This is a genomic window from Pseudomonas sp. NFACC51, from assembly GCF_900103575.1.
GTDB classification, from domain to species: Bacteria; Pseudomonadota; Gammaproteobacteria; order Pseudomonadales; family Pseudomonadaceae; genus Aquipseudomonas; species Aquipseudomonas fluorescens_Q.
In genome coordinates this window covers 186,041-197,841 of sequence record NZ_FMXH01000005.1, presented here as the reverse complement: position 1 = coordinate 197,841, position 11,801 = coordinate 186,041, and the positions used below count along the sequence as shown (strand labels likewise).

Here is an 11,801-nt window from a genome sequence, read left to right as displayed (position 1 = left end):
TGGCGAGGGAGCTTGCTCCCGCTGGAGTGCGAAGCGCTCCCGTTGAGTTCAAGTCGTGTCGCAGCCGAGTGGGAGCAAGCTTCCTGCAACGTTCTAGTCAACTTTGGAGTGTTTACAACAATGGCAAAAATCGTCGACATCAAAGGTCGTGAAGTTCTCGACTCCCGTGGCAACCCCACTGTTGAAGCGGACGTGCTTCTCGACAACGGTATCATCGGCAGCGCCTGCGCGCCGTCCGGTGCTTCCACTGGCTCGCGCGAAGCGCTGGAGCTGCGTGATGGCGACAAGAGCCGTTACCTGGGCAAGGGCGTGCTCAAAGCCGTCGCCAACATCAACGGTCCGATCCGCGACCTGTTGCTGGGCAAGGACCCTGCCGACCAGAAAGCCCTCGATCACGCGATGATCAAGCTCGACGGTACCGAGAACAAAGCCTCCCTGGGCGCCAACGCGATCCTCGCCGTGTCCCTGGCCGCCGCCAAGGCCGCTGCCCAGGACCAGGACCTGCCGCTGTACGCCCACATCGCCAACCTCAACGGTACCCCGGGTGTCTACTCGATGCCGGTGCCGATGATGAACATCATCAACGGCGGCGAGCATGCCGATAACAACGTCGACATCCAGGAGTTCATGGTGCAGCCGGTTGGCGCCAAGACCTTCTCCGAAGGCCTGCGCATGGGCACCGAGATTTTCCATCACCTCAAGGCCGTGCTGAAGGCCCGTGGCCTGAGCACTGCCGTTGGCGACGAAGGCGGTTTCGCACCGAACCTGGCGTCCAACGAAGACGCGCTGAAAGTGATCTCCGAAGCCGTGGCCAACGCTGGCTACAAGCTGGGCACCGACGTGACCCTGGCCCTGGACTGCGCCGCCAGCGAGTTCTTCGAAGACGGCAAGTACAACCTGTCCGGCGAAGGCCAGGTGTTCACTGCCGAAGGTTTCGCCGACTACCTCAAGGGCCTGACCGAACGTTATCCGATCATCTCCATCGAGGACGGCCTGGACGAGTCCGACTGGGCTGGCTGGAAAATCCTCACCGACAAGATCGGCGAGAAAACCCAGCTGGTGGGTGACGACCTGTTCGTGACCAACACCAAGATCCTGAAAGAAGGCATCGACAAGAAGATCGCCAACTCGATCCTGATCAAGTTCAACCAGATCGGCACCCTGACCGAAACCCTGGAAGCCATCCAGATGGCCAAGGCTGCCGGCTACACCGCCGTGATCTCCCACCGTTCCGGTGAAACCGAAGACTCGACCATTGCCGACCTGGCCGTGGGCACTGCGGCAGGCCAGATCAAGACCGGTTCGCTGTGCCGTTCCGACCGCGTTTCCAAGTACAACCAACTGCTGCGTATCGAAGAGCAATTGAATGGCAAGGCCAAGTACAACGGTCGCGCCGAGTTTCGCGGTTAAGCGGTAAATGGTAAAAAGACAGCGGTTTAGGTCGCAAAAGTCGCCATGGCGGCGGTTTTGTCTCTAATCTGATGCCTTATCAAGCACAAGCCTGGTTCTTCCAGGCTTCGTGCTATCAGACGCTTCAAAGTTTGGCATGGCGGTCTTTTTTCACTGGATACCTGATATTCGATGCGCAGTCCCAATTGGTTGTTTCTTGTCTTGCTCCTGTTGCTGGCCGGCCTGCAGTACCGCCTGTGGGTGGGCAATGGCAGCTTGGCGCAAGTGGCCGACCTGACTCAGCAAATTGCCGACCAACACGCCGAAAACGAGGCGCTGCTGGAGCGTAATCGGGTGATGGACGCCGAAGTGACAGAGCTGAAAAAAGGCATGGAGACCGTTGAAGAGCGGGCTCGACATGAACTGGGCATGGTCAAGGAGGGCGAAACCCTCTACCAGTTGGCCCAATGAGTATTCGTTTGCCGGCCTTCTGGGCCGTAATTCCTGCCGCGGGCGTTGGCGCTCGTATGGCTGCGGACCGTCCCAAGCAATACCTGCAATTGGGCGGACGCACAATTCTTGAACACAGCCTCGGCTGTTTTCTCGACCATCCCACCGTCAAGGGTGTGGTGGTCAGCCTTGCACACGATGATCCCTACTGGCCGACCCTGGCCTGTGCCAACGACACACGCATCCAGCGTGTCGACGGTGGCGAGCAACGTTCGGATTCAGTGCTCAATGCCTTGCTGCACCTGCACGAGCAGGGCGCCGACGATCACGACTGGGTGCTGGTGCACGACGCAGCCCGGCCCAACCTGGCCCGGGCCGACCTGGACACACTGCTCAGCGAGTTGGCGAACGACCCGGTCGGCGGCCTGCTGGCCGTTCCGGCGCGCGACACCCTCAAGCGCGTCGACAAACACGGCCGCGTGCTGGAGACCGTTGATCGCAGCGTGATCTGGCAAGCCTACACGCCACAGATGTTCCGCCTCGGCGCCTTGCATCGGGCCCTGGCTGACAGCCTGGTGGCGGATGCGGTGATTACCGATGAAGCGTCCGCCATGGAGTGGGCGGGGCAGGCGCCACGGCTGATCGAAGGGCGGGCCGATAACATCAAGGTCACCCGGCCGGAAGATTTGGAGTGGTTGCGCCAGCGCTGGGCGAATCGGCATTAAACGGGATCTGTTCCCTCGTTAGATCGTCAGCCCAGGCAACAAAGACCCCCGGTCACCCCCGATACTCCGGCCGCCCAGCCAACCCTTCCTTCAAATATTCCACCAACTTGCGCACCTTCGGCGACAGATGCCGCTGCTGTGGATACAACGCCCACACTGCCGTATTCGGCGGCTGATGGGCTTCCAACAGCGAGATCAATGCACCGCTGTGCAAATGCTCCAGCACGTAATAATCCGGCAGTTGGCACAACCCCACACCTTGCAACGCCGCATCGAGCACCGCTTGCCCGCTGTTGCAGCGCCAGTTTCCCTGTACCCGCTGGGAAAATTCCCGCCCATTCTGCTCCAACTGCCAGATGTCGGAGCTGCCGATCAGGCAGTTGTGGCGGCTCAGTTCCGACAGACTATGGGGCCGCCCGTAGCGTTCCAGGTATGAGGGGGAAGCGCACAGGTACATGCGCCGCGGTGCCAGGCGCGTAGCGACCAGGCGGGAGTCCTGCAAGCGACCCAGGCGAATCGCCAGGTCCAGGCTCTCATGTACCAGGTCCAATGGGCGATTGCTCAGCTCGATGTCGACCCGCAACTGCGGGTAGAGCCCCATGAAACGCGTCACCAGCGGCACGATAAACCGCTCGCCGTAGGCCACGGCGCAGGTCATGCGCAGCATGCCCTTGGGTTCGCTGGCCAGGTCGCCGACGGCCCGCAGTGCTTCCTCGCGTCCGTCCTGCAGGCGCTGGCAATGCTGCAAAAAGGTTTGCCCGGCTTCGGTCAGTGTCACCCGGCGGGTACTGCGGTACAGCAAACGTGTTTGTAGACGTTCTTCGAGCCGTACGATTTGTCGACTGATATGGGAGGACGACACCCCGAGGCGTTCGGCGGCGGCGGTGAATTGACTGCATTCGGCCACGGCCACAAATTCGTCGATCCCCTCCCAGCGGTTTTCGGACATGAAAGATTATCCCTGTACGGCAATAATGTTTTGCTTTTGGTTGGATTATTCATCGTCCGGCGGAGGATTACACTCCCGGTCTTGTTTTTATTTGCTGGAGAGACCGGATGATCAAGTCGCGCGCTGCCGTTGCCTTCGAGGCCAAGAAACCCCTGGAAATCGTTGAAGTCGACGTCGCCATGCCCAAGGCGGGCGAAGTGCTGTTGCGCGTGGTGGCTTCCGGTGTCTGCCACACCGATGCCTACACCTTGTCGGGCGCCGACCCGGAAGGGATCTTCCCGTCGATCCTCGGCCACGAAGGCGGCGCTATTGTCGAAGCCGTCGGCGAAGGCGTGACCTCGGTCGCGGTGGGGGACCATGTGATCCCGCTGTACACCCCGGAGTGCGGCCAGTGCAAATTCTGTAAGTCGGGCAAGACCAACCTCTGCCAAGCGATTCGCGCCACCCAGGGCAAAGGCCTGATGCCGGACGGCACTTCGCGCTTTTCCTACAAGGGCGAGACGATTTTCCACTACATGGGCACCTCGACGTTCTCGGAGTACACCGTGCTGCCGGAAATCTCCGTCGCGAAGATTCCAAAAGAAGCGCCGCTGGAAAAAGTCTGCCTGCTGGGTTGCGGCGTCACCACCGGCATCGGCGCGGTCCTCAACACTGCCAAGGTCAAGCCAGGTGATACCGTGGCGATCTTCGGCCTGGGCGGCATTGGCCTGTCGGCGGTGATTGGTGCCGTGAAGGCCAAGGCCTCGCGCATCATTGCCATTGACATCAACCCGGCCAAGTTCGAAATCGCCAAGCAACTGGGCGCTACCGATTGCGTCAACCCAAAAGACTTCGATCGTCCGATCCAGGAGGTCATCGTGGATATGACCGACGGCGGCGTGGACTTTTCCTTCGAGTGCATCGGCAATGTCCAGTTGATGCGTGCCGCGCTGGAGTGCTGCCACAAAGGGTGGGGCGAGTCGGTGATCATCGGCGTGGCCGGCGCCGGCCAGGAAATCGCCACCCGTCCCTTCCAGTTGGTGACCGGGCGCGTCTGGCGCGGTTCGGCCTTTGGTGGCGTGCGCGGTCGCAGCGAATTGCCAAGCTACGTGGACATGGCCGAGAAGGGCGAAATCCCGCTGGATACTTTCATTACCCACACCATGGGCCTGGAAGATATCAACAAGGCATTCGACCTGATGCATGAAGGCAAGAGCATCCGCACCGTTATTCATTTCTGAGGTCGGTCATGAGCCTGGAAAACATTTCTTGCCAGAAAAGCTTCGGCGGCTGGCACAAACGTTACCGGCACCGTTCCGACGTGCTCGGTTGTGACATGGTGTTTGCCGTGTACCTGCCGCCGCAAGCGGAGCAGGGCGGCAAGTTGCCTGTTCTGTACTGGTTGTCCGGGTTGACCTGCACCGACGAGAACTTCATGCAAAAGGCCGGTGCCCAGCGCATGGCCGCCGAGTTGGGCCTGATCATCGTTGCGCCGGACACCAGCCCCCGTGGCGCCGACGTGCCGGGCGATCCGGACGGCGCCTGGGACTTCGGCCTGGGGGCGGGTTTTTATCTGAACGCCACGCAGGATCCGTGGGCGCGGCACTATCGGATGCATGACTACGTGGTGCAGGAATTGCCGGCGCTGGTCGAAGCGCATTTCCCGGCTTCTGACAAACGTGGCATCAGTGGCCACTCCATGGGCGGCCACGGTGCGCTGGTCTGCGCCTTGCGCAACCCGGGGCGTTACCGTTCGGTGTCGGCCTTTTCGCCGATCAACAATCCGATGGATTGTCCATGGGGCCAGAAGGCTTTCTCTCGTTACCTGGGGGAAGACCGCTCGAAATGGCGTGAATGGGATGCCTGTGCGTTGATTGCCGAGGCGCAGGAGAAGCTGCCATTGCTGGTGGACCAGGGTGATCGTGATGATTTCCTGGCCAACCAGCTCAAGCCCGAAGCCCTGCAACAGGCGGCCAAGGCTGCCGATCATCCGTTGGAATTGCGCCTGCAACCGGGCTACGACCACAGCTACTTCTTCATCGCCAGCTTCATCGACGACCACTTGCAGCATCATGCGCGCGCTCTAAACCTCTAATGCAGGTAGAATCACGCCCTGACAAAAATCGGGGCGTTTTTTTATGCGTATTGGCCACGGCTACGATGTTCACCGTTTCGCTGAAGGCGACTTCATTACTCTGGGCGGCGTGCGGATCGCACACGGCTTCGGGCTGCTCGCGCATTCTGACGGTGATGTCCTGCTGCATGCCTTGAGCGATGCACTGCTCGGCGCCGCGGCCCTGGGTGACATCGGCCAGCACTTCCCCGACACCGACCCGCAATTCAAGGGCGCCGACAGCCGCGTGCTGCTGCGTCATGTGGTTTCGCTGATCCACGCCAAGGGCTGGAAAGTTGGCAATGTCGATAACACCATCGTTGCCCAGGCCCCCAAGATGGCGCCGCACATCGAAGCGATGCGCCAATTGATTGCCGAGGATCTTCAAGTTGAATTGGACCAAGTGAACGTGAAAGCCACCACCACCGAGAAGCTGGGCTTCGTCGGTCGCGAAGAAGGCATTGCCGTCCACTCCGTTGCCTTGTTGCTGCGCCCATGACTGAACTGGAACTGTTGGGCCCGCGTGCCTACGGCGAACCGCTGGGCAGTGCGGTACTCAAGGCCACCGCTGAAGATTTCCAGGTCGATGAAGTGCTCGACATCCCGTTGACCGGTGATGGCGAGCACTTGTGGATCTGGGTTGAAAAACGTGGTTTGAACACCGAAGAAGCCGCCCGGAGAATCGCCAAGGCTGCCGGCGTGCCGTTGCGCACTGTCAGCTACGCCGGGCTCAAGGACCGCCAGGCCCTGACCCGCCAGTGGTTCAGCATCCAATTGCCGGGCAAGGCCGATCCGGACCTGTCGGCGGCAGAGAACGACACGCTGAAAATCCTCAAGACCGCACGCCACAGGCGCAAGCTGCAACGCGGCGCGCACTCGGCCAATGGCTTTACCTTGCGCCTGACTCAATTCAACGGCGACACGACGGCGATCGATGCGCGGCTGCAACAGATCGTCCGCCAGGGCATCCCCAACTATTTTGGCGCCCAGCGCTTCGGCCATGACGGCGGCAATGTCGTCGATGCCCGGGCCTGGGCGGCGCGCAAGGCGTTGCCGGAACAGCGCAATGTACGCTCGCGGTTGTTGTCCACCGCCCGCAGCTTTCTGTTCAACCGGGTGTTGGCGGCGCGGGTCGCCGACGGTACCTGGCAGCAAGCGCAGGTGGGCGATTTGCTCGCCTTCACCGACAGCCGCAGTTTTTTCCCCGCCGGCGAGGCTGAGTGCAGCGACCCGCGCCTAGCCATTCTCGACTTGCACCCGACCGGGCCGCAGTGGGGCGAGGGACCTTCGCCTGCCGCTGGCGCGACGTTCGAGTTGGAACAAGCCATCGCCGCGGGCGAAGCCGACCTGCGGGACTGGTTGATAAACGCGGGAATGAGTCACGAACGTCGCATCCTGCGACTGCCCATTGGCGGCCTGTCGTGGCATTATCCCCAGCCTGACATTCTGCAACTGGAATTCGTCCTGCCGGCCGGATGTTTCGCCACTGTCTTGGTGCGCGAACTCGTCGATTTGGTGCCGGTGGGGCAGACGGACAGCCCATGCGTATTCTGATTTCTAACGACGACGGGGTGACAGCACCCGGTCTTGCCGCGCTTTATGCTGCGCTGGCGGATTTTGCCGAGTGCGTGGTCATCGCCCCGGACCAGGACAAAAGCGGCGCCAGCAGCTCGCTGACGCTCGACCGTCCGTTGCACCCCTGCTATCTGGATAACGGTTTCATCAGCATCAACGGTACTCCGACCGATTGCGTGCACCTGGGCCTCAACGGCTTGCTGGAGCGTGAGCCGGACATGGTGGTGTCAGGTATCAACCTGGGCGCCAACCTGGGGGACGACGTGCTTTATTCCGGCACGGTTGCCGCTGCCCTGGAAGGTCGTTTCCTGGACAAGCCATCGTTTGCCTTTTCGTTTGTTTCGCGGCAGGTCGATAACTTGCCGACCGCTGCCTATTTCGCTCGTAAACTGGTCGAAGCCCACGGCGAGTTGGAGCTGCCGCCACGCACGGTGCTGAACGTGAATATCCCCAACCTGCCGCTCGATCATATCCGTGGCATCCAGCTCACTCGCCTGGGCCACCGTGCCCGGGCCGCCAAACCTATGCATGTCGTCGACCCGCGCGGCAAGGCCGGTTACTGGATCGCCGCCGCCGGTGATGCCGAAGACGGCGGGCCGGGCACTGATTTCCATGCGGTGATGCAAGGTTATGTCTCGATCACGCCGTTGCAGTTGGACCGTACCTTCAACGACGCCTTTCGAAATCTCGACGGCTGGCTGGAGGGGCTGCGCTGATGGCTCGTGAGCAAGACGATATGCTGCGCCGCGGAATCGGCATGACCTCCCAGCGCACCCGTGAACGATTGATCCAGCGTCTCTACGAAGAAGGTCTCTCCAACGCCCAGGTGTTGGAGGTGATTCGCCGTACGCCGCGCCATCTGTTCGTCGATGAAGCCCTGGCCCATCGCGCCTATGAAGACACGGCGTTGCCGATCGGCCATAACCAGACCATTTCCCAGCCATACATGGTGGCCCGCATGAGCGAGTTGCTGCTCGAGGCCGGGCCGCTGGACAAGGTGATGGAGATCGGTACCGGCTCGGGTTACCAGACGGCGGTGTTGTCGCAACTGGTCGAGCGGGTGTTTTCCGTAGAGCGGATCAAGGTACTGCAGGATCGCGCCAAGGAACGCCTGGTGGAGTTGAACCTGCGCAACGTGGTGTTTCGCTGGGGAGATGGCTGGGAGGGGTGGCCGGCCCTGGCGCCGTACAACGGCATCATCGTGACTGCGGTGGCCACCGATGTACCCCAGGCCCTGCTGGATCAGCTTGCTCCCGGCGGACGACTGGTCATTCCGGTGGGCGCAGGTGAAGTCCAGCAGTTGATGCTGATCGTACGTGAAGAACATGGTTTTTCACGACACGTCCTGGGGGCGGTGCGGTTCGTGCCGTTACTCAATGGGCCGTTGGCCTGAGCATTTATAAACACACGCTGAATTCCGTGGCCTGGCCTGTGTCTTACAGCGGCACCGATTTGCTGAACAGAGTCCAACGGCGTCGAGCAAACGTGTGCGGCCACACGTTGCGCTTCATTAATAGAGGCGTAGTCGTTGCCAGCTATATTTGTATGAGTTCTGCCTGGACAGGCAGTTTCCAATTTTTCTGCCACCACAAAGGGAGCGGCGGGTGAGTCTCACAGTCATTGCGCAGCGTATGGGTATCACGAGCTTTCAGCGCCTGGTGACTGGCCTCGTCTTGAGCACTTTGCTGGTCGGATGTTCCAGTACGCCGTCGAGCAATGTCCGGGTTGTCGATCGCAACAGTGCAACACCGCAACGTCCTACAGTAACGACCGGTCAATATGTAGTCCGTCGCGGCGATACGCTGTTTTCCATCGCTTTCCGCTACGGCTGGGACTACAAAGCCCTCGCGGCGCGCAACAACATTCCTGCGCCTTATACGATTCACCCCGGTCAGACGATTCGCTTCGATGGCCGTAGCGGTTCAACGCCTACCGCGGTGGTTACGCAGTCGGGTTCGACGCCTTCTTCGTCGAGTAAGACCACGGTCATTCGCCGGCCGACGGGGGCTGGGACGGCGGCAGTACCGTCCGTCGCGAGCAAACCGACCCCTGCTCCGATGCCTCCCGCAGGCCCCGCCCCGACCGGCTGGGGATGGCCTTCTAATGGCGTTCTCATTGGAAAATTCTCTTCAAACGGTAGTTTGAATAAAGGAATTGATATCGCCGGGGATTTGGGACAGCCTGTTTTAGCCGCGTCTGATGGCACGGTTGTGTACGCCGGGAGTGGTTTAAGGGGCTACGGCGAACTCGTGATCATCAAACACAGCGATACCTACGTCAGTGCCTACGGTCACAACCGCAGGCTGTTGGTTCGGGAGGGGCAGCAGGTCAAAGTCGGACAGACAATTGCCGAAATGGGATCAACGGGAACAGACCGGGTGAAACTGCATTTTGAGATTCGCCGGCAAGGTAAACCAGTCGATCCGCTGCAATTCCTGCCTCGGCGTTGATTTGATTGTCAGCCTGTTCCGTCACGTAGAGGGAACAGGCTCCAGCGTTGCCAAGGATAAAGGCGTCGCTTGGGCTTGAGGTCGAACTCACCAAAGGACTATAACAATGGCTCTCAGTAAAGAAGTGCCGGAGTTTGACATCGACGATGAGGTTCTCCTTATGGAGACCGGCATCGCTATGGATTCGATGTCGAATGATGAAGGGGCGACTCCACCTTCCGTTCGTGCCAAATCCAAACACTCCGCTTCGCTTAAACAACATAAGTACATCGATTACACCCGGGCGCTGGACGCCACTCAGCTGTACCTCAACGAAATCGGTTTTTCGCCACTGCTCTCCCCCGAGGAAGAAGTTCATTTTGCGCGGCTGTCGCAAAGTGGCGACCCGGCCGGTCGAAAACGCATGATTGAAAGCAACCTGCGCCTGGTGGTGAAAATCGCCCGACGCTACGTCAATCGTGGGCTTTCGCTGCTGGACCTGATCGAAGAGGGCAACCTGGGCCTGATTCGTGCCGTCGAGAAATTCGACCCCGAGCGCGGCTTCCGCTTCTCGACCTACGCCACCTGGTGGATCCGCCAGACCATCGAACGGGCGATCATGAACCAGACCCGGACGATCCGGTTGCCGATTCATGTGGTCAAGGAACTGAACGTCTATCTGCGGGCCGCCCGCGAGTTGACCCAGAAACTCGACCATGAGCCTTCACCCGAAGAAATCGCCAACCTGCTGGAAAAACCGGTAGGTGAGGTCAAGCGCATGCTTGGGCTCAACGAGCGTGTCTCTTCGGTAGATGTCTCGCTGGGGCCGGACTCGGATAAGACCCTGCTGGATACCCTGACCGACGATCGTCCGACCGATCCGTGCGAGTTGCTCCAGGACGATGACTTGTCCCAGAGCATTGACCAGTGGCTTTCGGAACTTACGGACAAGCAACGGGAAGTGGTGATTCGCCGCTTCGGCTTGCGCGGTCACGAAAGCAGCACGCTTGAAGATGTAGGCCTGGAGATTGGTTTGACCCGTGAGCGGGTCAGGCAGATCCAGGTGGAGGGCCTCAAGCGCCTCCGGGAGATCCTGGAGAAGAATGGCCTGTCGAGTGAGTCGCTGTTCCAATAACCCGAGTGCAGCGCAGCAAGAAAAGCCCCGACTGGTTCGGGGCTTTTCCGTGTTTGGGCAGATGTATTGAGCACTACGCTATGCGATGCACTCTTGTGGCGAGGGGATTTATCCTCGTTGGGGCGCGAAGCGGCCCTGAAACAGAAACCGCGGCGTTCAATTCAATAATTTGAGACTCTACGCAGTCCCACGGGGCGGTGCGACGTTTCGCTAAATCCCCTCGCCACCAGAGTGCGTTTCTACGCCTTCTCTATTTATAGATTCAGCGTGTAAGCCTTTGCCTAGTGTTGCGTAAGTGATCGGTTTCTCATTGGCGGGACAGACCGCTATAAACGCCGTGTTATTTTCTTATTTATATGATTTATAAGGAAAATTTGTTGGTGAACGAAACGTTACAAAGCAAGCCACCTGTATCAGCCGCGTTGCACTCGCCTGGGAAAATACTAATATCAGTCCTGTGTCGACGGACAGACACACCCGTCAAGGATGATGGGAAGGAAGGACATCGCAGGACGCGATTCATCAGGATGATGAAAAGGATTAAAGGGATTAGGGAAAAAATGTGGGCGGGTCAAACCGCCCCTTTTTTTGCCTGCGATTTCTTGAATCCGGAAAAGCAAAAAGGCCCGCAAGGGGCCTTTTCGACGAACGCAGGGATGATCAGCGTTCGAGCTCCTTGAGCTTATCGTCCTTGCCATCCCACTCAGCGGCGTCCGGCAGAGGATCTTTCTTCTCGGTGATGTTCGGCCAGATGTCCGCCAGTTCGGCGTTCAGCTCGATGAAATTCTCCATGCCAGCGGGCACTTCATCTTCGGAGAAGATGGCCACGGCAGGGCATTCCGGCTCACACAGGGCGCAGTCGATGCACTCATCCGGGTGAATGACCAGGAAGTTCGGGCCTTCGTAGAAGCAGTCCACCGGACAGACTTCTACACAATCGGTGTACTTGCACTTGATGCAGTTGTCGGTGACGACGAAGGTCATTTCTAATTCTCTCCTCAGGCGGCGGCAGCGAAGCCCCTTCACGGTAGGGTCGCCAGGTTTGGGAGCGATAGTC

General features: G+C 59.7%; 13 protein-coding genes. 11 read left to right on the top strand and 2 right to left on the bottom strand.

The annotated features are described in order from the left end of the window. Positions 1-120: 120 nt before the first annotated feature. The 3 genes from eno to ispD all read left to right on the top strand — a co-directional run bounded on the left by eno (position 121) and on the right by ispD (position 2,564). Positions 121-1,410 carry a phosphopyruvate hydratase gene (gene eno / locus BLT00_RS12635; RefSeq protein WP_063322753.1) on the top strand — a complete coding sequence of 430 codons (1,290 nt, stop codon included), beginning with the start codon at positions 121-123 and terminating at the stop codon, positions 1,408-1,410. 171 nt (positions 1,411-1,581) lie between these two features. Then, on the top strand, positions 1,582-1,860 hold the full coding sequence (gene ftsB / locus BLT00_RS12630) for a cell division protein FtsB (protein WP_003184873.1): 279 nt from the start codon (positions 1,582-1,584) through the stop codon (positions 1,858-1,860). Then, entirely contained in the window at positions 1,857-2,564 is a 708-nt protein-coding gene (gene ispD, locus BLT00_RS12625; RefSeq protein WP_092144074.1) for a 2-C-methyl-D-erythritol 4-phosphate cytidylyltransferase, read from the top strand. The genes ftsB and ispD overlap by 4 nt, the downstream gene beginning before the upstream one ends. 52 nt (positions 2,565-2,616) lie before the next feature. On the opposite strand, the gene BLT00_RS12620 is transcribed toward ispD, so the two are convergent. Then, the gene (locus tag BLT00_RS12620) at positions 2,617-3,513 is read right to left on the bottom strand and encodes a LysR family transcriptional regulator (protein ID WP_072343395.1); all 897 of its coding nucleotides are present in this window, start codon (positions 3,511-3,513) and stop codon (positions 2,617-2,619) included. Between the two features lie 107 nt (positions 3,514-3,620). Between BLT00_RS12620 and BLT00_RS12615 the strand changes: the two genes are divergently transcribed. From BLT00_RS12615 to rpoS, 8 genes are all read left to right on the top strand, one after another. Next, positions 3,621-4,733 (top strand): S-(hydroxymethyl)glutathione dehydrogenase/class III alcohol dehydrogenase, encoded by a 1,113-nt coding sequence (locus tag BLT00_RS12615; RefSeq protein ID WP_063322750.1) that lies wholly within the window; start codon positions 3,621-3,623, stop codon positions 4,731-4,733. Between the two features lie 8 nt (positions 4,734-4,741). Continuing rightward, positions 4,742-5,587, top strand: coding sequence for an S-formylglutathione hydrolase (gene fghA, locus BLT00_RS12610; RefSeq protein WP_092144077.1), 846 nt, complete (start codon positions 4,742-4,744; stop codon positions 5,585-5,587). A 43-nt stretch (positions 5,588-5,630) separates the two neighbouring features. Further along, positions 5,631-6,104, top strand: a complete 474-nt coding sequence (gene ispF / locus BLT00_RS12605) for a 2-C-methyl-D-erythritol 2,4-cyclodiphosphate synthase (protein WP_072343388.1) — start codon at positions 5,631-5,633, stop codon at positions 6,102-6,104. Further along, positions 6,101-7,159 carry a tRNA pseudouridine(13) synthase TruD gene (gene truD / locus BLT00_RS12600; RefSeq protein WP_092144080.1) on the top strand — a complete coding sequence of 353 codons (1,059 nt, stop codon included), beginning with the start codon at positions 6,101-6,103 and terminating at the stop codon, positions 7,157-7,159. Before ispF ends, truD begins: the two co-directional genes overlap by 4 nt. Continuing rightward, positions 7,147-7,896, top strand: coding sequence for a 5'/3'-nucleotidase SurE (surE, locus tag BLT00_RS12595; RefSeq protein WP_092144083.1), 750 nt, complete (start codon positions 7,147-7,149; stop codon positions 7,894-7,896). The genes truD and surE overlap by 13 nt, the downstream gene beginning before the upstream one ends. Positions 7,897-7,937: 41 nt before the next feature. Further along, positions 7,938-8,573 (top strand): protein-L-isoaspartate(D-aspartate) O-methyltransferase, encoded by a 636-nt coding sequence (locus BLT00_RS12590; RefSeq protein WP_170862085.1) that lies wholly within the window; start codon positions 7,938-7,940, stop codon positions 8,571-8,573. Positions 8,574-8,784: 211 nt separating this feature from the next. Then, entirely contained in the window at positions 8,785-9,630 is an 846-nt protein-coding gene (locus BLT00_RS12585) for a peptidoglycan DD-metalloendopeptidase family protein (RefSeq protein WP_092144086.1), read from the top strand. 106 nt (positions 9,631-9,736) lie between these two features. Continuing rightward, positions 9,737-10,744: an RNA polymerase sigma factor RpoS gene (rpoS, locus tag BLT00_RS12580; RefSeq protein WP_003198289.1), complete on the top strand. Its 1,008-nt coding sequence runs from the start codon at positions 9,737-9,739 to the stop codon at positions 10,742-10,744. A gap of 660 nt (positions 10,745-11,404) precedes the next feature. On the opposite strand, the gene fdxA is transcribed toward rpoS, so the two are convergent. Further along, complete coding sequence (gene fdxA, locus BLT00_RS12575) at positions 11,405-11,728, bottom strand: ferredoxin FdxA (protein ID WP_092144089.1); 324 nt, start codon at positions 11,726-11,728, stop codon at positions 11,405-11,407. Positions 11,729-11,801 lie beyond the last annotated feature (73 nt).

What these genes read in the sequence shown, in the direction of transcription:
- BLT00_RS12590 (WP_170862085.1), top strand. Translation starts at nt 7,938, where the DNA reads ATGACCTCCCAGCGCACCCGTGAACGATTGATCCAGCGTCTCTACGAA.
- fdxA (WP_092144089.1), bottom strand. Translation starts at nt 11,728, where the DNA reads ATGACCTTCGTCGTCACCGACAACTGCATCAAGTGCAAGTACACCGAT.
- BLT00_RS12615 (WP_063322750.1), top strand. Translation starts at nt 3,621, where the DNA reads ATGATCAAGTCGCGCGCTGCCGTTGCCTTCGAGGCCAAGAAACCCCTG.
- rpoS (WP_003198289.1), top strand. Translation starts at nt 9,737, where the DNA reads ATGGCTCTCAGTAAAGAAGTGCCGGAGTTTGACATCGACGATGAGGTT.
- truD (WP_092144080.1), top strand. Translation starts at nt 6,101, where the DNA reads ATGACTGAACTGGAACTGTTGGGCCCGCGTGCCTACGGCGAACCGCTG.
- BLT00_RS12620 (WP_072343395.1), bottom strand. Translation starts at nt 3,513, where the DNA reads ATGTCCGAAAACCGCTGGGAGGGGATCGACGAATTTGTGGCCGTGGCC.
- ispF (WP_072343388.1), top strand. Translation starts at nt 5,631, where the DNA reads ATGCGTATTGGCCACGGCTACGATGTTCACCGTTTCGCTGAAGGCGAC.
- ispD (WP_092144074.1), top strand. Translation starts at nt 1,857, where the DNA reads ATGAGTATTCGTTTGCCGGCCTTCTGGGCCGTAATTCCTGCCGCGGGC.
- surE (WP_092144083.1), top strand. Translation starts at nt 7,147, where the DNA reads ATGCGTATTCTGATTTCTAACGACGACGGGGTGACAGCACCCGGTCTT.
- eno (WP_063322753.1), top strand. Translation starts at nt 121, where the DNA reads ATGGCAAAAATCGTCGACATCAAAGGTCGTGAAGTTCTCGACTCCCGT.
- fghA (WP_092144077.1), top strand. Translation starts at nt 4,742, where the DNA reads ATGAGCCTGGAAAACATTTCTTGCCAGAAAAGCTTCGGCGGCTGGCAC.
- ftsB (WP_003184873.1), top strand. Translation starts at nt 1,582, where the DNA reads ATGCGCAGTCCCAATTGGTTGTTTCTTGTCTTGCTCCTGTTGCTGGCC.